Origin of the sequence: Cryobacterium aureum (assembly GCF_002954245.1) — a bacterium.
Taxonomy (GTDB): domain Bacteria; phylum Actinomycetota; class Actinomycetes; order Actinomycetales; family Microbacteriaceae; genus Cryobacterium; species Cryobacterium aureum.
The window spans coordinates 247,213-266,381 of the sequence record NZ_PPTG01000029.1 but is presented as its reverse complement, the minus strand read 5'-3'; the positions used below and the strand labels follow the sequence as shown (position 1 = coordinate 266,381).

Here is a 19,169-nt window from a genome sequence, read left to right as displayed (position 1 = left end):
CACGTGACCAATCGACTGACCAAGCCCCTCGCGGGCTGGCGAGTTCTCGTTCCGCGCGGCGGACCCTGGGGAGACCAGGTGGCAGCAAACCTGCGCGCCAAGGGTGCGCATCCGATCGTCGCTCCCATGATCAACTTCGCCCCCACCGACGACGCCCCGGCACTGAACGCGGCGCTGACCCGCCTCGCCGCCGGCGACTTCGACTGGATGACCATCACGAGCGCCACGACCGTGGACGTTCTGTCGTCGCACCGGGCCGTCGTGGCTCCCGGAACCCGCATCGCCGCGGTCGGTGAAACGACCGCGGCCGCGCTCATCGCGGCCGGCTATCACGTGGACATCGTTCCCTCCGAAGACAACTCAGCACGCGGGCTGCTCCAGGAATGGGAGACCGCCACTGCCGGCGTCATTCCCCTGCGCGTGCTGACCCTCCGCAGTGAGATCGCCAAGCCGTTGCTCACCGAGGGACTGCGCCGGGTCGGACACGACGTGGAATCCGTCGTCGCCTACCGCACCATCGGGGTTCCGGTCAGCGACCAGGTCGTCGCCGACGTCAAGGACGGCCTCGTTCACGCCGTCCTCGTCACCAGCGGCAGCGTGGCCCGTCAGGTGCGCGAACAGTTCGGCGACATTCCCGAGCGCACCCTCGTCGCGTGCATTGGACCGCAGACCGCCAGGGACTCCCGGGCGCTCGGACTGCGCGTCGACGTTGTCGCCTCGGAGCGCAGCGCCGAGTCGCTCATTGAGGCGCTCGTCGACGCCGCGCTGGCCGGAACCGCGCCGGCGCTCTGACACGCGACAGCGGCGCTGGGCGCTGTCGTCTTGTTTGTTCGGGCAGGTAACGAGCGGATAACGAAACGCACAGCCGGGCGGCGTAGGGTACAGGAGTGACCAACCCCATTATCCGCCCACGACGACTGCGCACCAGCGGCGCACTTCGCCGTCTGGCCAGCGAAATTCGTCTCCACCCGGCGGAGCTTGTGCTCCCCATGTTCGTGCGCGAAGGCGATGACGCCCGCCCGATCAGCTCGATGCCCGGTGTCGTGCAGCACAGCATCGACAGTGCCCGACGCGCCGTCGTTGAAGCGGCCGAAGCCGGCATTGGCGGCATCATGCTGTTCGGGGTTCCCGATGTGCGCGACGCGACCGGAACCGGCGCAACCGATCCCAAGGGCATTCTCAACGTGGCCACCCGCGCTCTCGTTGACGAGATCGGCGACGCCCTGGTCGTGCAGACCGACCTGTGCCTGGATGAATTCACCGACCACGGCCACTGCGGCGTGCTCGCGGCCGACGGCCACGTCGACAACGACGCCACGCTCGAGCGCTACCGCGACATGGCGCTGGCCCAGGCCACCGCCGGATCCGCCCTGCTGGGACTCTCCGGAATGATGGACGGCCAGGTGGCCGCCGTGCGCGAGACCCTCGATGCCAACGGCTTTGAAGACACAGCCGTGCTCGCCTACTCGGCCAAGTACGCCTCCGCCTTCTACGGCCCGTTCCGCGAAGCGGTCGCCTCCACCCTGGTCGGCGACCGCCGCACTTACCAGCTCGACCCCGCCAACCGTCGCGAGGGTGTGCGGGAAGCCCAGCTCGACATCGACGAGGGCGCCGATATCGTCATGGTCAAGCCGGCCGGCAGCTATCTCGACGTGCTCGCCGAAATCGCTGCCATGAGTAATATTCCGGTTTGGGCATACCAAGTCTCCGGCGAATACGCCATGATCGAAGCCGCAGCCGCACAGGGCTGGATCGACCGGCGACGCGCCGTCGAAGAGTCGGTGCTCAGCATCCGTCGAGCCGGCGCTGATGCCGTTCTCACCTACTGGGCCGTTGAACTGGCCACCTGGCTCAAGGAGGAGCAATCATGACCGACACGATGTCAACGTCAACGGAACACACGGCCACGCACAACGACGAGCTGTTCGACCGCGCCCGACGTGTGATTCCCGGGGGAGTCAACTCGCCGGTGCGCGCCTTCGGCTCGGTGGGCGGCACTCCGCTGTTTCTCGTCAAGGCTGCGGGAGCTTACGTCACGGACTCCGACGGCCGGGAGTATGTCGACCTGGTCAATTCGTGGGGACCGGCAATTCTCGGCCACGCGCATCCCGAGGTCATCAAGGCCGTGCAAAACGCCGCCGCCCTCGGGCTCTCGTTCGGTGCGTCGACGCCGGCCGAGACCGAACTGGCTGAACTCGTCGCCGAGCGGGTCGGAGCGGTGGAGAAGCTACGCCTGGTGTCCACCGGCACGGAAGCGACCATGACCGCCATTCGCCTGGCCCGTGGCTTCACCGGCCGGGATCTGCTGATCAAGTTCGCCGGTCACTATCACGGCCACTCCGACGGACTGCTCGCCCAGGCCGGCTCCGGGCTCGCCACCCTCGCCCTGCCCGGATCGGCCGGCGTCACCGCTGCCACCGCCGCGCAGACGCTCGTGCTGCCGTACAACGACCTGGACGCCGTGCGGGCGGCCTTCGAGGCACACCCCGGGCGCATCGCCGCGATCATCACCGAGGCCGCCGCCGCTAACATGGGCGTCGTCGCCCCGGATGCCGGCTTCAACGCGGCGCTGTCGGCGATCGCGCACTCCAACGGCGCCCTACTCATCCTCGACGAGGTGCTCACCGGCTTTCGCGTGAGCCGTTCCGGCTTCTGGGGCCTCGAAACCAGCAGCCTCGAGTCGGCCGGCGAAGAGTTCTACACACCCGACCTGCTCACCTTCGGCAAGATCATCGGCGGAGGCCTTCCCGTCGCCGCCCTCGGCGGCCGGGCCGACGTGATGGACTTTCTGGCACCCACCGGCCCGGTCTACCAGGCCGGAACGCTGTCGGGCAACCCGGTCGCCGTCGCAGCCGGCATCGCGACGCTCAACCTGCTCGATGACAGCGTGTACGACCGGCTCAACGCCACCGCCATCATCCTCTCTGAGGCGGTGTCAGCCTCCCTCGCGGCCGAGGGCGTCGCGCACCGGGTGCAGCGGGCCGGCAACCTGTTCAGCTTCGTGTTCGGCGAGGAAGCACGGGGCTGCGCCCCGCGCACCTACGCTGACGTGCAGCGCCAGGAGGCGTTTCGCTACGCACCGTTCTTTCACGCGATGCTCGACGGCGGGGTGTCGCTGCCGCCGAGCGTGTTCGAGGCCTGGTTCGTCTCCGACGCGCACGACCAGAGCGCTATCGGGCGTATTTTCGAGGCGCTCCCCGCTGCGGCCAAGGCTGCGGCCGCAGCAACCCCGCAGGGCTGACCTGGGGGAGCGGATGAGCGTGGCCGACAGCGGTCATCCGCTGCGATTGGAGAGTTCCTGCGCTGGGACGTTACCGCTTTGTGAGGTTCAGACAACGGGTTTTCGCTTGCAACCGGGCAGACTGGAACAATGGCTTCCCTGAGCGTGCATTCTGACCGGCTCGAGATCCACCTGACGCGCGCGGAGAGAACCCTCGCGCTTAGACGTGAGTCGATCGTGGTGCAGCGCGAGAACATCCGCTCAGTGATCATCACCGAGGATCCGTGGATCTGGCTGCGCGGAATTCGTGCCCTCGGCTCGATCGTTCCGCTCATCGTGGCCGCCGGAACCTGGAAGTTTCACGGCGGTAAGGACTTCGTCTCGATCAAGCGTCACCGCTCGGCCGTGGTGATCGACTTGGTCGATGAAGAATTCGCCCGCGTCATTCTCACCAGCCAGCACGCGGCTGACTTCGTCGACTCGCTCAAGCTGCCGACCTAGGTCGGAAGGGCCCGCCAATAGCCGGGGTGCCCCTGGGCACCCGTCTGCGGATTAGTGCCGACGAGAGCGCCATCAACGTAGAGCGCCATGCCGTCAGACGACTGCTGTGCGAGCACATAGTGCGGCGCTCCATCGTGCTACCTGGGCTCGGTCACGATGGTGTTGGTCTGCCCGGTCCAGGTGCCAAATACCAGGCGACCATCGTCTTGCAGGTAGACGTGCCGATCAGAGTTGTCCGACAATCCGGTAGAAGCGCTGCCGAATCCGATGATCTTTCCACCCTGCGTCGTCGTCGTGCTGAAACAGGCCTCTAGCGCATAGCTGTCGGGAGCATCAATCCGGGTGTCACTGCTGACGATCCCGCGGCTAAACGCTGCGGCCGTGTTGCTCGTGCCATTGACCAGTCCGGCGGTGCCCAGGCTGACCGAATCCGAGTAGGTTCCGGGCTGATCCGAAGCCGATGAGTCGATCGCTTTCGTTCCGTTGGATTCACCCAGGCGCCAGTACAAAACAGGTTTAGCGCAGGAGATGGCGGCGCCGTAGGCGTCGGGGGGAGCCGAGGCGAGGGGGCTCGTTCGGCCGGAGGCATTCAGCGGCCAATACGGTTGGGGGGAGTCCCCCAAAACGCTCGCGGAGTAGTCGCTGAGCGATCGAATCTGAGGCGCCGGATCCTAGAACGGGTACTGGTCGGAGTTGTCGGTGTTCCAGTCGGGGTACGAGGCGGAGTTCCATGGGTCGGGCGGAGGCGGTGGTGGCGGTTCGGCTGGGTCCGGCGGTTCTGACTGTTCTGACTCTGCTGGTTGTGGTGCGGTTTGTTGTAGGTGGGGGCTGATTCGGGTGGCGGGGTCGGTGGCGTAGTGTTTGCCGGCGGGGCTGGTCCAGTGCAGGGTGCCGTCGGGGTCAGCGACGGTTTTCCAGTCACTGAAGTGCTTCAGGTTGTGGTGCGCCGGAGAGAGAAAGTGCAGGTTCGTGGCGGTGGTGGGACCGCCGAATTGTTTGTCCACGGTGTGGTCGAGGTCGCTGTGGCCGGCGGAGCGGTTGCAGCCGGGGAACCGGCAGGTGCCATCCCGCAGCCGCAGGTATTTCTTCAGACTCGCCGGTACCCGGAAGGGTTCGGCGCTGACGTCGAGCACGACACCGGTGTGCGGGTGGGTGAGGATGCGTAGAAAACTCGTCGCCGTGCCGGCCAGGCGGCGGGCGGTTTCCGGGTCGATCGGCCCGTACCCTTCAAGGTCGCCGGGTTCCTCGCGCGTGCCAACAGATCGTCCCATCAGGGTGAGGACGGGGACGGTGATGTTGACGTTGGCGGTGAGGCCGGCGCCGAGGCCGCTGCCGGTGACTCCTTGGGCGAGGAGATCGATGGCGACGTCGGCGCGCAGCTGTGTCAGCGTGCGCTCTTCAGTGGGGCCTTGCAGGCTGAGGGCGGCGTCGGTGACCCGGGTGTAGATGCCCTGCAGGTCGTCGCCGGCGGCGCGCAACCAGAGCGTGGCCATGCCGTCTTTATCGGGAAAGAACAGCACCTTGCGGTCGGAGAGGCATTTGGTGCGGCGCACGGTGATGCTGTCGGGGTGGAACCGTTCCCGGAGCTTCCGGGCCTTGCCGTCGAACTGCGTCGCGGTGAGGCGTTTGGCGTGCGGCAGCAACACCGCCTCCAGTTCGGCGCGGGCGGGCTGCGGCACGGAGTCGAGCTGGTCGACCACCCGGCGGGCGTGGCGGAGGGAAATGTCTCCGGCGCGGAGCGCGGTGAGAGTATCGGGCCGCTCGACCACCAGTTGCCGGCTCTCTCGGAGCAGCCCGGAGGCGGTGCCGGCCGGGATGCGCAGCGCACACGCCATCTCCGCGACCAGGCCCTGCTGCGCGGCGAACGTCGCGTCCCAGTCATGCGCATGGCCCGGCCCAGCCAGGGGCCGGCCGGTTTCGGCGGTGTTCGTGGTGTAGTCCCACGCCTCGGTAAGAACCTCAGCCTTGCTCGCCTGCGCCCAGGCGATGATCTTCTCGAAGTAGAGCGTGCGGTCCACGAACTGCGCCTGCCGGCGTTGGAACGGACTCAGCGTCTCCGCCGGGCTGCCGTCGGCCGGGTCGGGTTGGTCCGGGTCAGCGCCGGATGAGTCTGACTGGTCAGCGGCAGCCGGATCAGGCTAGAGCTCGTCAGTGGCGCCCTCATTCGGGAGGAAATTGGCCGCGAGGTACTCAGCGTAGAGGATCTCCTCGCGGAGGTCCCCATCGAACAGATGCTCCGGCGGCACCGCAGCGAACACCTCGGTCAGGTCAAGGCTGATCGGAATCGGTGGACCGTCAATCAGCACCGGACGGTCAGCTATCGGGCTCACCGATTTCAGGTTGACGGGTTCCGGGCCGACCTGTTCGGGGGCATCGTCCGGGGCGAATTCTCCGAGCCCCTCGGCAATTTCGACTCGCCAATCGGCCTGGCACTGCGCCCAGAACGCCTCGAACTCGGCGCGCTCCTCGAGTGTGGAAGGCGGGTAGCCGTGACAAGCGAAGAACGGATCGACCAGTCCTTGCTTGGGGGTGTCGCCGCTCCGGCTCATAGAACAAGTGTACCAAACTCAACCCCTCAAGTCGAGGTATTCTCAGACGTATCGGGATTTTTGCGCGAAGTCGCTTTCCAATAGTTGGTCGCGTTTTCGAGACGGCTCGCGTTGGTCGATGGGGGTCTCGACAAGCTCGACCAGAGGCTCGCGGTGGTCTCGCGGTGCTCGTGTGGGGGTCGACAGGCTCGACCACCGAAGAATGGGCAGGTTCCGCAGACCGCCCAACGTCCGTCAACGGTGATCTCGATCAGCTCGATCGACGAAAAATGCAGCGGACTTCCGGCGCAGCGCGCTAGGTGACGTCTTTCTTCCAGCTCACGGCATAGCCGATCACGGTCGCGGCCACGGCGTAACCGAGCAGCACGAAACCGCCCTGCCACCAGCCAAGCGGCGCGGTTCCGGCCGGGCTCGCCATGGTGAAGACGCTCGCGCCGACCAGGGCATCACTCGCGGCGCCAGGAAGAAAGTTGCCGATCTTCGCGGTGACCTCGAGAAAAGATGCCGCCAGCCGCAGCAGCGGTTCGACGAACTGGGTGAAGGCCAGCACGATCACGATCGAGGCGACCTGGTTCGGCACGAGCACGCCGAGGCCCACGCCGATCGCCGCCCACAGGCCCATGGCAAGCAGGGTGCGAGCGACCAGTAGCCAAGTCTCTGAGTCGAGTAGCAGCGCGTCCACCCCGAACGCGCTCAGCACCCCACCACCTATACCGACGGATGCCGTCAGCGCGACGACCCCGAATCCCGCGCCGACCAGGACCAGCGTCACCGTCTTCGCGCCGAGCACGAGGCCGCGGCGGGGTGTGGCCAGGAAGGTGGGGGTGAGGGTCTGGTGGCGAAACTCACCGGTCGTCGCGAGGGCACCGATCAGCACCGGAAAGACGTAGCCGACCGAGGAGGCGAAGCTGTAAACGAGCGGCGGGAGGCTGCCGAAGCTGACCGCTCCGCCACCCGTGTTCACGGCGTCCGGGCTGATCACGCCGGTTTGTATGCCCGCGAACAGTGCAGCGAGGCCGCCTGCCAGCAGGCCGATGTAACAGAACAGAACTATAGCGAGGATCCACCACAGGCGGGTCGTGAAGATCTTGGCGAATTCGGCCGAAACAGACCGCAGGAACATGTTCATAGCGTGTGGCCTCCGCCGACGAGGGCGAGAAACGAGTCTTCGAGGCCGGCTTTCTGCCGATGCAGCACGCTCAGCTCGACCCCGGCTGCGAAGGCGAGGTGGCCGAGCAGTGCCGGGTCGCCCGTCGCTGCCAGCAGCCCGGTGCGGCCGATCGAGAAGGCGATGCCGGCCGCCGTGAGCGCGGCTTTGAGGTTCTCGCGGTCGGGAGAATCGACGATCGTCAGGGGCGCGGCATCCGTGTCGAGGCTTGACAGCGGGCCGAGGTGGACGAGTTCGCCGCGGGCGATGATGACGACGTCGTCCACGCTTTGCTGCACCTCGGAGAGCAGGTGCGAGCTCACCAGAACGGTGCGACCCTCGGCGGCCATGTCGCGCAGAAATCCGCGAATCCAGCGGATACCCTCCGGGTCGAGTCCGTTGATCGGCTCGTCGAGCACGAGCACTCCCGGGTCGCCGAGCAGGGCGTAGGCCAGGCCAAGGCGTTGGCGCATGCCGAGCGAGTAGCCGCCGACGCGCTGGGCGGCGTGGGCGGCAAGACCCACCTGGGTGAGCACCTCCATGACCCGGGTGCGCGGCAGCCCGGCCGCGATCGCGTAGACGCCGAGGTGGCTTCGGGCGGTGCGCCCCGGGTGAAAGCTTGCCGCTTCGAGGGCGGCGCCCACCGTTTTGAGCGGATGCGGCAGGTCACGGTAGCGCACGCCGCCGAACGTGGCTGTGCCGCTGCTGGCTGCGACCAGCCCGAGCAGGATGCGCAGGGACGTGGTCTTGCCGGCACCGTTCGGCCCGAGAAAGCCGGTGACCCGGCCGGGTTCCACCGTGAACGACAGGTCGTTGACCGCGGCGACCCCGCCAAAGCGTTTGCTGATGCTCCTGAATTCGATAACAGCGCCGGTGGGCATCCGACTCCCCTCTTCGGTGCTTTCCACCCTATTACCCGGTAGGCCGTTTTACGCAGCGACCGGGCTTTATGCCCCGGGCCCTCTGGTTAGGGGCAACCCGGCGTGCAGCTCGCAGGCGGGCGTCGCCAGCGCGACGCACTCGGGGCACACCACGAGCTGCTCCCGGCAGGAGGCGTTTCGGCAGTTGAGCATGTTCGCCGTCGGCACCGCGCATACCCGGCAGACACCGAGCACGGCAGCCCCCGGAGCGAAGTCGATGGACATCCGCTGGTCGAAGACGTAGAGCGAACCCGACCACAGGCCCTCATTACCGAAAGCCTCGCCGTAACGAACGATGCCGCCGTCCAGCTGGTACACCTCGCCGAAACCACGCGACTTCATGAGACCGCTCAGCACCTCACAACGGATGCCGCCGGTGCAGTAGGTCACGACCGGCTTGCCCTTGAGATGGTCGTACTTGCCGCTGTCGAGCTCGGCCACGAACTCCCGGGTATTGGCCACGTCGGGCACGACTGCGTCTCGAAAGTGGCCGATCTCGGCCTCGAACCGATTGCGCCCGTCGAAGAAGACGACCTCGTCGCCGCGCTCGGCGACGAGCGCGTTGAGTTCGGCCGGCTGCAGCTTGACGCCACCGCCGACCACTCCGGCGGTGTCGACCTTGAGCTCGCCGGGAGCGCCGAAGCTCACGATTTCCTCGCGCACCTTCACCACGAGCTTCGGAAAGTCGAGGCTGTGGCCGCGCGAGTCGAGCCCAGTTCCCTCGCTGAACTTGAAATCGATGTTCTTGAATGCCGGGTAGTCGCGAGTCTTGCGGATGTACTTCTTGATGGCGGGCAGGTCACCGCCGACCGTGCCGTTCAGGCCGTCTTTCGAAATGAGGATGCGCCCGCGCAGGCCGAGCCCGGCGCACAGGTCGCGTTGCCACAGCCGCACCGCATCGGGGTCAGCCAACGGCGTGAAGATGTAAAAGAGCAGAATCTTCGGAATGGCCATGGGCCTATTTTACGAGGCCGCCGTTGCCGGAGGGCACAGTGTAGGCCCCACACTTCGCTAGGGTCGTTGACAGTGGCATCCGCTCGGGAAGTTACACGTAATCCGGAATGGACTCCCCATGGGACGCACTCGAATCGTGGCCGCGCTCGCCACCGCTGCCGCCATCACCCTGCTCGCCGGTTGCGCCGGCACGCCCGCCGCCACTACCGCTGCCGACAAAACGCAGGCCGTGCGCATGGCGACGATGCCGTGGATCGGCTACGGCCCCTGGTACATCGCCGAGACCGACGGCATCTTCGCCGACGCCGGCCTCACCGTCGAGCAGACCGAGTTCGAGGGCGACGCCGAGGTCAACGCGGCGTTCATCTCCGGCAACGTCGACGTGGCCAACGTCGCCACCCACACGGCCATGCTCATGCAGCAGGCCGGCGTGCCGATCAAGATCGTGCTCATCGAAGACGTCAGCACGACCGCCGACGCGATCATCGCTCCCGCCGGCATCGAGTCGATCGCCGACCTCGCCGGAAAGAAGGTCGCCTACGAGCAGGGCACGACCTCCGATCTGCTGCTCAACTACGCCCTCGAGGATGCCGGCATGACCCTCGACGACATCGTGGCGGTGCCGATGAACGCGGCCGATGCCGGTGTGGCCCTGATCGGCGGCAAGGTTGACGCCGCCGTCACCTACGAGCCGTACATTCAGACTGCCCTCGCCGAAGACGCAGACCTCGGCGTGCTGTTCAGCGCCGACGAACTCCCCGGCCTGATCAGCGACGTGCTCGTGGTCAGCGACGACTTCATCGCCGAACACCCCGACACGATTCAGGCACTCGTCTCCTCCTGGGGTCTCGCCCTCGACTCGTACAACGCCGACCAGACCGCCGGTCGAGCCATCATCGCCGACGCCGTGGGGGAAGACGCTGAGGCCCTTGCCTCCGCCTTCGACGGCGTCATCTTCTACGACGGGGCCCAGAACGCCGAAGAACTCGGCGGCAGTTTTCTCAGTGACGCGATGCCCCTCGTGCTCAAGGCAGCTCAGGCCGCCGGTATCGTTAGCGGCGATGTCGACCTGAGCGCGCTGGTCGACCCGCAGTTCGTGGCGAACTGATCGGCGCTCTCGCGGCCCGGCCGGTCAGGCGCCGGCGTCACCTCGGCCAGAAAATCAGCCGGCGGCAGTACCTGCTGATCTCCATCAGCACCTTCGCCGGGCTGGTCGCCCTGTGGTCGCTTGCGACCCTGACCGGGCTGGTGTCGCCACTGTTTCTGCCGTCGCCGGTGGCGGTCGGCGAGCGATTCGTTACGCAGCTGCAGAACGGTGAACTGCTGACGGATGCCTCGGCCAGCGTCTACCGCATCGCCGCCGGCTTTCTGCTGGCCACCGTGATGGCCGTTCCCATCGGCATTCTGATTGGCACTTCGACCCGCATCGAGGCCGCCCTCGAACCGCTCATCGACTTCGTGCGGTACATGCCGGTGGTGGCGTTCGTGCCGCTGACCATTCTGTGGGCCGGCATCGACGACGGACAGAAGTTTCTGATCATCTGGATGGGTACGTTCTTTCAGCAGGTGCTGCTGATAGCGGATGCCGTGCGCCAGACCCCCCGCAGCCTGATTGACCTCGGCGAGACCCTGGGCCTTGGCAACGGCCAGATTCTGACCCGCATCGTGTTGCGGTCTTCCGCTCCGCGCATCTGGGATGCCCTGCGCATCACTCTTGGTTGGGCCTGGACCTGGCTCGTGGTCGCCGAACTGGTCGCCGCTTCGAGCGGGCTCGGGTATCGCATTACGCTCGGGCAGCGCTACTTCCAGACCGACACGATCATCACCTACGTGCTCATCCTCGGCGTTCTCGGCCTGGTCACCGACCAGTTCATGCGCGCGTGGGGACGACGCATGTTCCGTTACGAGAGGACCAGCCGATGAGCGTTGACTCGCGCGAGGCATCCGTTGTGCGCACGGCAGAAACAGCCGTCCCCAAGGTGTCGATTCGAGACCTCAGCAAGAGCTTCGGTGACGTGCACGCCCTCGAGGGGGTCTCCCTCGATCTGTTCGCGAACGAGTTTGTCTCGGTCGTCGGCACCTCCGGCTGTGGCAAAAGCACCCTGCTCTCGATCATCGCCGGCCTGACCGAGCAGGACGCCGGCTCGGTCACCGTGGACGGCGTGCCGGTCACCGGCCCTGGCCGCGATCGCGGTGTGGTCTTTCAGGGATTCACCCTGCTGCCCTGGCTGACCGCGCAGCAGAACGTGCAGTTCGCCCTGCAGGACGAGCCGTTGAGCCGGGCAGAACGAGCTAGCACGGCGCAGCAGTTTCTGGCCCTGGTCGGCCTGGCCGGGTTCGAGAATGCGTTCCCGCGTGAACTCTCCGGTGGCATGCAGCAGCGCGTCGCGATCGCCCGCTCGCTCAGCTACAAGCCGCAAATTCTGCTGATGGACGAACCTTTCGGCGCGCTCGACGCCCTCACCCGGAGGGAGATGCAAACCCTGCTCACCCGGGTGTGGGAGCAGCACAAACTCACCGTGCTCATGATCACCCACGACATCGAAGAGGCCATCATCACGTCCGACCGGGTACTCGTGATGAGCCGCCGCCCCGGCCGAATCCGCGCCGATCTCACGGTGCCGTTGGCCAGACCACGCCTGGCCGCGATGAGCGCAGAGCCCCAATTTCGTGCTCTGTACAGCAGTATTCTTGAGCTCGTGCACGAACCCGCGGCGTAGGCTAACGAAACGCCACACTCCGTCGCGCATTCAGGAGGCCGTCCGTGACCATCGACCCGCTTGCCCGCTTCGGCGAGGTGCCCCAGTTCTCACTCACCAGCACCGACCTGACTGACGGTGGCCAGCTGCGCCCAGCCCAGTACGGAGCCGACGCGGGGGGAGCGGATGTATCCCCCCAGCTCTCCTGGTCGGGTTTCCCCGCCGAGACCCAGAGTTTCGCCCTCACCGTGTACGACCCCGACGCCCCGACCGGCTCCGGATTCTGGCATTGGGCCGTGGCCAACCTGCCGGTATCCGTCACCGAGCTAGCTGCCGGAATCGATACCCTGCCGGCCGGCTCGCTCGTGCTTCCCAACGAGGTGCGTCTCACCTCGTTCATCGGTGCCGGCCCGCCGCCGGGAACCGGCACCCACCGTTACCAGTTCATCGTGCACGCCGTTGATGTGCCGACGCTCGACCTCGACTCGCAGTCCACACCGGGCGTACTAGGCTTCAACCTGCACTTTCACACGCTTGCGCGTGCGGTGCTGGAGGCGACCGGGGTCGCGGGTGGGGCATCCGCGGCCTGAGGTGCGGCCCGTGAAACCGGGAGTTGTCCCCAAATGGGGTAACTCCCAGCGGGGATTCGGGGGAGTCGACTTATCCTCAGGCAGTGAGTAATACCAGCACCACGTTCGACACTGCTCGTCCCGTTTCCCCCAGCAGCCCCCGATCTTCATCAGAGAACCCAGCCAGGCCTGTGCCGGCTTGGCTGCACGGCATCCGTTTGCACGCTGACGGCGTGACCGTTGACCGTTCGGCGCACCGGGAGACGGGCATTCGTCGGCTGCCAGTCTGGGCGTGGCGTGCGCTGATGCTGCGCCGCCCGGCACCGGTGCACAAGTTCAACCTGCACCCGATCGATTCGGTCGAGTACGACCTCGATCTGGACTACATCGGTGATGGCCAGAAGATTCACCGGCTCGACGTTCTCGTTCCCAAGCGCGCAGCGGGCGCTGACCCCTTGCCCGTGTACGTATATTTTCACGGCGGCGGCTGGACTTCGGGCGACAAAGACCCGCTCACCAAGTACTGCGCGAGCCAGGCCGCCGAGGGCATGGTCGTCATCAACGCGAATTACCGCATGGCCACCCGGTTTCAGCTGGGACACATGATGAAGGACGGCAACGCCGTGCTCGACTGGGTCGCCCGCAATGTCGCCGCCTACGGGGGAGACCCGACCCGCATCGTGCTCGGCGGCGACTCGGCCGGCGGCCATATCGCGGCGCTGCTCACCGCCGCGGCCTTTGAACCCGAGCTCGCTGACCACTACGACATTGCGCCGCCGGTCGCTGCCCGCAACCTGCGCGGCCTCGTGCAGCACTGCAGCATCGCCGATTTCTCAGTGCTGTTCGACCGTGGGTTTGTGCTGAGCCTCAATTTTGTGCGGATGCTGCTGCCCGAGCGCGGCCGCGGACTGCACCTGCGTGCGGCCGCCCGTTTCATGTCGCCGATCGAGTGGCTCGACCGCGGTTTTCCGCCGGTCTTCGTCACGACGTCGGAGCGCGACTATTTCTATCGCGCCAACCTCAACTTCATCGAGGCGCTGCGGGCACGCAAGATTCGGGTCGACACGCTGATCTATGGCCGGCGCAGCGTCAATACCAAGCACACCTGGCAACAGGACGACACGCACCCGGAATCGCAGGAGGTCTACCGTCGCCTCGGCGCCTTCGTGCGTGCCGTCGCGCCGCGTGCGGCGGCCGTCGTCTAGATCTAGACGATGCTTCAGAACCGCGCGCCGGTCGCGGCGAGCACCCTGTTGAGATCGGGGTGTATCCCAGCCCGTATATCTCACCAGGCGACGGCACCTCCATCGAGCAGCAGGTCGACGCTCGTCACGTAGGAGGCCGCATCGCTCAAACGGAAGATGATGGGGCCCACGAGCTCCGACGGCTTGGCCAGTCTGGCCATCGGGATATCTTTTTGGACCCCCCGACGAGAGGGCAGACCTCGGGGCTCAGAGCCATCGGTGTAGCTGTGTAGCCGGGGCTGACCGAGTTGACGCGAACGCCTTACGCTTGATGCCGACGGGGGTTGATTGGTTAGATGCGGAACTTGTCGTAATCAACGCTGGTGAACATCACTTGCCCTCCTCGTCGCGTGCATAGTGAGAGGCGTCGCGGACATAAACGTCCGGCATGATGTCGCGGAAAACGACCGTGCTGACGCGCTTGCGTGTCGAAGCCGCTGGGACCATCGGCCGCGGCTTCTTCGCATCGCTGTCGATCGCCGCCATCAACCGTTTCAGTGTCGAATAGGTCGGATGGGCGCTGCGGTTCACGAGCCCCTGGCAGGCCGCCTCCAGCCGTTCCCGGTTGTTCTTGCCCAGGCCGTCAAGGATGTTCTGGCAGGACAGGTAGCCCTGCGCCTCGATGGCCTGGCTGTCGAGGATCTGCTCGATCACGGTGACGGTGGCCGGCCCGACGCTGCGCGCCCGGTCGGTGAACCATCTCCGGGACCACAGCCCGTCGATATCGCGGTGCTGCGGCGGGACATGGTCCGGCAGGGTCGAGTATTGGTCTTTGCGGACTGTCAGCCGCGGGTGTTTGCAGATGCTCTCGTGTCTGTCGAAGACCGTCACCCGTGACGACGTCAGCCGAAGCCGCAGCAGCTTGCCTGCCAGCCAGCCCGAAGGGCACGGAATACCGTTGTGTGTCTGCGGTGACGTGGTAGTTCCGGGCCGCCTTCAGCTCCTTCCACTCGACGTCCTCGAACCCCCCATCCGGCAGTGGGCCTAACAGCTCTCGCTCTTCGGCGTCGAATCGCTCCATCGGGTGGTGTCGTCGGCGCGGCGGATGTCGCGGTTGATCTCCCGCACCCGTTCCTCGATCGCGGCATTCAACTCGCCCAGCGTCGTGAAGACGTTGTCCTCGAGGTAGCCGATGACGCGTTTGTTGACGACGTTCACCGCATTCGCGGCTGCAGCTTTGTCGCGCGGCTTCTTCACCCTGGCCGGGACAATTGCCGTCTGGTAGTGATCAGCGAACTGCTGATATCTGGCGTTGACGACCCGCTCCGCATCACCCTTGTGAGTTTGGTGGGTGGACGTCGTCGGGTTGTCCGGCACGACGATCTGTGTCACGCCGCCGAAGAACGCGAACGCTTGAACGTGCGCGTCGAGCCACGCCGGAGACTTCATATCCGCATGAGCGCGGCAGAACATCAGCCCCGAAAACGGCAACACCGCCACGAACAAAATCGCCTTCACGACCTCGCCGGTGATGGTGTCGACGACGTCCATCGTGTCGCCGGCCCAGTCCACTAGATCGCCCGACCTGGCTCATGGCGCAGCACCGCAACCAGGTCATGGGTGCGGAGGTAGTCGGTGAACAGAGCGCAGAACTGCGAATACCCGTACTTCTTCCCCGCATCTTTCGTGTCGACGTAACGCCGCCACGCCAACACGGCGGCGAGTTTTCCCCTCGAGTGGGCCTCTTGGAGTCGAGTCACCCAGCCCGTCGCGGTGTCGAAGAGGACCCGGTGGCCGGCTTTAGCGGCCTTGATCCCGATGCCGGCGGCGAGGTGTGTTTTCCTGGTCCCGGGGGCCCGAGGAGGACGACATTCTTCGCTTCGGTGAGGAACACGCTCGTGCCCAGGTGCGCGATCAGGTTCCGATCGGCGGAGGGCTGATGATCGAAGTTAAAGTCCTCGAGAGTCTTGTGACCCGGGAACCGGGCGGCCTTGATCCGCAGCGCGGCTCCGGATGCCTCGCGTTCGGAGACCTCCTTGGAGAGCACTGCGGCGAGGTATTCCTCATGGGACCAACCCGCGTCGCGGGCTTGGTCGCCCAGACGCCGGAACGCTTCACTGATCCGCGGTGCCCGCAATGTGCGGGCGTAGTACTCGATCTGCCAGGTCGCTTCCGAGCCGGTCATGACGCGACCGCCAACACGGTCGGTGCGGCGTCGATGTCAACGCTGAAGAGCTCGTCGTAGCGGACCAGTGAGGCCATTTCAACGACGGCTATGACCGTGGGCCGGCGCGCGCGTTGGGCTTGGAACTGGGCGCGCAGCTCGGCCGCGCGGAGAACATGTGCCGGGTCGGTGACGGTCAGTTGCCGGGCCCATTTCCGGCGATGCTCGGCGACGAGTACCCCGTCGTGATGGACGGTCACGCGCTCCAGGCTCGCGGCCACGTCAACGACCCGGCCGATCATGGCTGGGTCGACGGAGTAGTCGTTGCTGAACGCGCGAACGTAGTAATCCCTTGGGAGCCGGACGCTGTTGCGGAACATCACCTCCGGCGCCATCGGCGGAAGTCCGCGCATCGCCGCCCGGTCGATGCTGACCAGGTCTCCCGGCCGCCCTCGTCGCGACCGGGAGAGACGGTTGTTCGCGATGGGCAGCCAGCCGGCCAGCTGCTGATTGAAGTCGTCGGGAGATGTGAAGGCGCGCCCCGACGTGAAGCGGCTCCGGAAGAAGCGATTCATCCGCTCGACCATGCCCTTGGACTCAGGATCGCGGGCCTTGAGCAGCTTGATCTGCGTGCCGAGCGTACCGGCGAACGCGGCGGCCGGCTCGGTGAGCTTCCCGGGCCCGATGCCGGTCTCGTTATCCCACGTCAGCCGGGCGGGAACGGCCTCGGCCTCCTGCAGCAACGACCACATCCCGCCGAGCAGATCCGGCGTCGTCCGCGAGGGCAACATGCGGGCCTGGATGAACCCGGAGAACGTTGACGTCATCACCAAAACCGGCGGTGCAGCAGCCTGGTCATGGCCCAACGGCAGGTCTTCGTGCGGGAACCAGAGATCACATTGGACCTGGAACCCGGGCGGGTGCACCAGCCGATCCGCGGGATCCGGCACCGCATACTCCGGCCGCAGCTCGGCGATCTTGGCCCGGAAGAGTGACGGAGACCCCGACCAACCCACCCGCTCGGCCGCGGTCGCTGCCGGCATCGTTGGCGTCACCGCGAGCAACACCCGCACCTGGCCGGCAAACACGTCGAAACTCGACCGCGTCGGCTCCCGCTGATACGTCGGCGACCGATCCACTGCCAACGCCCGATCCACCGTGCCCCGGGACACTCCGACCAGCCGGGCTATCTCCCGTTTCGAATGCTTCCCCGTCGAATGCAGGTGGCGAATCTCTGCCCAATCATCCAATTTGATCACCTTCCATGATGGTTGGTGGCTCTATTTTCAGTTGGCGTTTCTGGCCCTGTTTTCAGTTGGCGTTAACAAGTCGGGCTGGTCATACTCTTCCGATACGTTCCGGCGCCCGTCGGGGAACCACTCGGCCAGCTCGACGTCGCTGACCGCGACGGTCGAGGTGAGACCGCGTTGCTGGACCTCTTGCCGGACCCGGGCCACGTCGTGATGGGAGCACCCCGCGATCTCCACGACCTCGCGGTAACTCCGCCCCTCCAGCAACAACCCCAAGATTTTTCGATAGTCCGCCATGACCCCGCCCCTTACTGAAAAGGACCACGCCTGATGCGTGGCCCTCTCACACGAGAGCAGTTCACCACCCGCCAACGCTACCGTGTACCCGGAATGTCCTGTCTCAGCGCATCGTGGACACACGATCTCATGACATCGTGGACACTGTGTCTCACAGCATCGGCGACACTTACGCCGATGATAGTTAGGGAATGACGAATTCTCTTTCACCGCAGACTCGTGCCGCGATCATGAATTACGACCCGGTCCAGCCTCACGCGCTGTCGATTATCGGGTTCTGGCGCTCTCTGAAGATCTCTCGGAGCGTGTTCTATAAGATCCGCGGGCGCGCTGTCCACGAGGCTGCTGCTGCGCTGCACCCGCGCTCCCGCGCCCCGAAGGTCCCGGCCCGGCGTTATGGGCAGGTCGTCGTGAATGAGGTGGTGAAGATCCGCAAACAGCTCAAGACTGATGGCTGGGATTATGGTCCCCGCTCGATCTACTACGAAGCGGCCATGGACAGCGGGTTCCCCGGAGGGCAGGTTCCGTCGGTGGCGACGATTGCACGTCTTCTGGTAAGCGTCGGGCAGGTGGACGCGTCACCGAGGAAGCGACCGAAGTCGTCCTACATCCCGTTCGTGCGCGCGACGGCGATGTCGCTGTGGCAACTGGACGCGTTCGAGTACCGGCTGGCGAACGGGAAAACCGTCACGGTGTATCAACTGCTCGACGACGCAAGCCGTTACGACGTGGGCTCCGACGCGTATTCGCGTCATGAGAAAAGTGCTGATGCCAAGGACGTGCTCGAACGGGCAATCGCTGCATGCGGGGCACCCAAAGAAGTATTATCGGATAACTCGCTGGCCTTCAACCAGCTGCGCGCAGGCACGATCGGCTCCGTGGAGATCTTTCTGGCCTCGAAAGGCACCATGCCGATCAGCGGGCTGCCGGGTAAGCCCACCACACAGGGCAAGAACGAGCGCTCCCACCAGACGTTGATCCGTTTCCTCGACGCCGACCGGCCGGCCACTCTCGAGCATCTCCGTGTCCGGATCCAGCGTTTCCGGGAGCACTACAACAACCGCCGACCGCATCAAGCCCTCGAACAAGCTACGCCGCGGGCGGCGTGGGACTTGCTCGAGCACACGCCAGCGAGCGAGCCGATCCCGCTGTCGGTGCTGGAAGCCAAAGCCTCAGAGTACCGGCGGGCTCGCTCGCGATGACAGTCAGACCTTCACCGGGCGCCGTTGACGATCTCCAAGACAGGGCAGGTTATGCCCGACGACAACGCGCGGCCGCAAACAGCGGATCAGTCACTCGTGGAGGTCACCAAAGCGAACCGGCAGGTCTACTTTCAGGGCTACCAGGTCTCCCTGCGTACGACGTACGCCGACCGCTCGTTCTACCGGACGATCACCGACGACGCGTTCTTGCTAACCGATCCCGTCACCGCTGAGATCGTGTTCTCATTCCCGCTGCCGATGGTCGCGCTGAACTTCCGAGGCCGAGACGTTGCCTCATACTCCATCCAGGGCGTTGGCGTGGCCCACCCGACGAAGCCCTGGGAACGCAAGAACGCGGAATATCAGACACAGTTCGCCCAGCGTCAGACTGATCTCCCCGCAGTGCTCGGTGAGCGAGAGCGGTAGCTGTGCACGAAGCCATGAGACCCAGCGTCCACGAAGTTCTGAGATCCACTGTCCACGATGTCACGCGATTACACACCAAGTCGCCGG

19 protein-coding genes and 3 pseudogenes are annotated in these 19,169 nt (G+C 65.7%); 10 read left to right on the top strand and 12 right to left on the bottom strand.

The genetic code is table 11. The features are described 5' to 3' along the window. Window positions 1-3: 3 nt before the first annotated feature. The 4 genes from CJ028_RS12440 to CJ028_RS12425 all read left to right on the top strand — a co-directional run bounded on the left by CJ028_RS12440 (window position 4) and on the right by CJ028_RS12425 (window position 3,721). Window positions 4-792 carry a uroporphyrinogen-III synthase gene (locus tag CJ028_RS12440; protein WP_105035541.1) on the top strand — a complete coding sequence of 263 codons (789 nt, stop codon included), beginning with the start codon at window positions 4-6 and terminating at the stop codon, window positions 790-792. 95 nt (window positions 793-887) lie between these two features. Next, complete coding sequence (hemB, locus tag CJ028_RS12435) at window positions 888-1,871, top strand: porphobilinogen synthase (protein ID WP_105035540.1); 984 nt, start codon at window positions 888-890, stop codon at window positions 1,869-1,871. Beyond that, the gene (gene hemL / locus CJ028_RS12430) at window positions 1,868-3,241 is read left to right on the top strand and encodes a glutamate-1-semialdehyde 2,1-aminomutase (RefSeq protein ID WP_240607231.1); all 1,374 of its coding nucleotides are present in this window, start codon (window positions 1,868-1,870) and stop codon (window positions 3,239-3,241) included. The genes hemB and hemL overlap by 4 nt, the downstream gene beginning before the upstream one ends. A gap of 129 nt (window positions 3,242-3,370) precedes the next feature. Beyond that, window positions 3,371-3,721, top strand: coding sequence for a hypothetical protein (locus CJ028_RS12425; protein ID WP_105035539.1), 351 nt, complete (start codon window positions 3,371-3,373; stop codon window positions 3,719-3,721). Window positions 3,722-3,858: 137 nt separating this feature from the next. Here CJ028_RS12425 and CJ028_RS12420 read toward each other — a convergent pair whose 3' ends face one another. The 6 genes from CJ028_RS12420 to trhO all read right to left on the bottom strand — a co-directional run bounded on the left by CJ028_RS12420 (window position 3,859) and on the right by trhO (window position 9,291). Continuing rightward, window positions 3,859-4,344, bottom strand: a complete 486-nt coding sequence (locus CJ028_RS12420) for a hypothetical protein (RefSeq protein ID WP_129590480.1) — start codon at window positions 4,342-4,344, stop codon at window positions 3,859-3,861. 48 nt (window positions 4,345-4,392) lie between these two features. Then, entirely contained in the window at window positions 4,393-5,739 is a 1,347-nt protein-coding gene (locus tag CJ028_RS12415; RefSeq protein ID WP_105035537.1) for an HNH endonuclease signature motif containing protein, read from the bottom strand. Between the two features lie 120 nt (window positions 5,740-5,859). After that, window positions 5,860-6,270: a hypothetical protein gene (locus tag CJ028_RS12410; protein WP_105035536.1), complete on the bottom strand. Its 411-nt coding sequence runs from the start codon at window positions 6,268-6,270 to the stop codon at window positions 5,860-5,862. A 295-nt stretch (window positions 6,271-6,565) separates the two neighbouring features. Beyond that, window positions 6,566-7,393 (bottom strand): ABC transporter permease, encoded by an 828-nt coding sequence (locus CJ028_RS12405; protein ID WP_105035666.1) that lies wholly within the window; start codon window positions 7,391-7,393, stop codon window positions 6,566-6,568. 2 nt (window positions 7,394-7,395) lie between these two features. Next, a complete protein-coding gene (locus CJ028_RS12400; protein WP_105035535.1) occupies window positions 7,396-8,298 on the bottom strand; it encodes an ATP-binding cassette domain-containing protein in 903 nt (300 codons plus the stop codon). A gap of 66 nt (window positions 8,299-8,364) precedes the next feature. Further along, the gene (gene trhO, locus CJ028_RS12395; RefSeq protein ID WP_105035534.1) at window positions 8,365-9,291 is read right to left on the bottom strand and encodes an oxygen-dependent tRNA uridine(34) hydroxylase TrhO; all 927 of its coding nucleotides are present in this window, start codon (window positions 9,289-9,291) and stop codon (window positions 8,365-8,367) included. 118 nt (window positions 9,292-9,409) lie between these two features. Between trhO and CJ028_RS12390 the strand changes: the two genes are divergently transcribed. The 5 genes from CJ028_RS12390 to CJ028_RS12370 all read left to right on the top strand — a co-directional run bounded on the left by CJ028_RS12390 (window position 9,410) and on the right by CJ028_RS12370 (window position 13,764). Then, window positions 9,410-10,399, top strand: coding sequence for an ABC transporter substrate-binding protein (locus CJ028_RS12390; RefSeq protein ID WP_105035533.1), 990 nt, complete (start codon window positions 9,410-9,412; stop codon window positions 10,397-10,399). Window positions 10,400-10,539: 140 nt separating this feature from the next. Continuing rightward, a complete protein-coding gene (locus tag CJ028_RS12385; protein WP_240607230.1) occupies window positions 10,540-11,214 on the top strand; it encodes an ABC transporter permease in 675 nt (224 codons plus the stop codon). Further along, complete coding sequence (locus CJ028_RS12380; RefSeq protein ID WP_105035531.1) at window positions 11,211-12,011, top strand: ABC transporter ATP-binding protein; 801 nt, start codon at window positions 11,211-11,213, stop codon at window positions 12,009-12,011. Before CJ028_RS12385 ends, CJ028_RS12380 begins: the two co-directional genes overlap by 4 nt. A gap of 44 nt (window positions 12,012-12,055) precedes the next feature. Continuing rightward, window positions 12,056-12,580, top strand: a complete 525-nt coding sequence (locus CJ028_RS12375) for a YbhB/YbcL family Raf kinase inhibitor-like protein (protein ID WP_105035530.1) — start codon at window positions 12,056-12,058, stop codon at window positions 12,578-12,580. Between the two features lie 212 nt (window positions 12,581-12,792). Continuing rightward, window positions 12,793-13,764, top strand: coding sequence for an alpha/beta hydrolase (locus CJ028_RS12370; protein WP_240607229.1), 972 nt, complete (start codon window positions 12,793-12,795; stop codon window positions 13,762-13,764). Window positions 13,765-14,133: 369 nt separating this feature from the next. Here the strand turns inward: CJ028_RS12370 and CJ028_RS12365 are convergent, their stop codons facing one another. The 6 genes and pseudogenes from CJ028_RS12365 to CJ028_RS12345 form a co-directional block, all read right to left on the bottom strand. Next, a complete protein-coding gene (locus tag CJ028_RS12365; protein WP_105035529.1) occupies window positions 14,134-14,634 on the bottom strand; it encodes a hypothetical protein in 501 nt (166 codons plus the stop codon). An 85-nt stretch (window positions 14,635-14,719) separates the two neighbouring features. Continuing rightward, a pseudogene (locus CJ028_RS22090) lies at window positions 14,720-14,824 on the bottom strand (hypothetical protein); the annotation flags it as partial. Then, a complete protein-coding gene (locus CJ028_RS12360) occupies window positions 14,788-15,315 on the bottom strand; it encodes a DDE-type integrase/transposase/recombinase (RefSeq protein WP_105035528.1) in 528 nt (175 codons plus the stop codon). The gene CJ028_RS12360 and the pseudogene CJ028_RS22090, both read right to left, overlap by 37 nt. A gap of 122 nt (window positions 15,316-15,437) precedes the next feature. Next, window positions 15,438-15,928: pseudogene (locus CJ028_RS12355) on the bottom strand (ATP-binding protein); the annotation flags it as partial. Beyond that, on the bottom strand, window positions 15,925-17,166 hold the full coding sequence (locus CJ028_RS12350; RefSeq protein WP_129590479.1) for a Mu transposase domain-containing protein: 1,242 nt from the start codon (window positions 17,164-17,166) through the stop codon (window positions 15,925-15,927). The pseudogene CJ028_RS12355 and the gene CJ028_RS12350, both read right to left, overlap by 4 nt. A gap of 27 nt (window positions 17,167-17,193) precedes the next feature. After that, window positions 17,194-17,454, bottom strand: a complete 261-nt coding sequence (locus CJ028_RS12345; RefSeq protein ID WP_105035527.1) for a hypothetical protein — start codon at window positions 17,452-17,454, stop codon at window positions 17,194-17,196. A 191-nt stretch (window positions 17,455-17,645) separates the two neighbouring features. On the opposite strand from CJ028_RS12345, the pseudogene CJ028_RS12340 reads away from it, so the two are divergent. Beyond that, window positions 17,646-19,082 (top strand): annotated as a pseudogene (locus CJ028_RS12340) (integrase core domain-containing protein). Window positions 19,083-19,169: the final 87 nt, after the last annotated feature.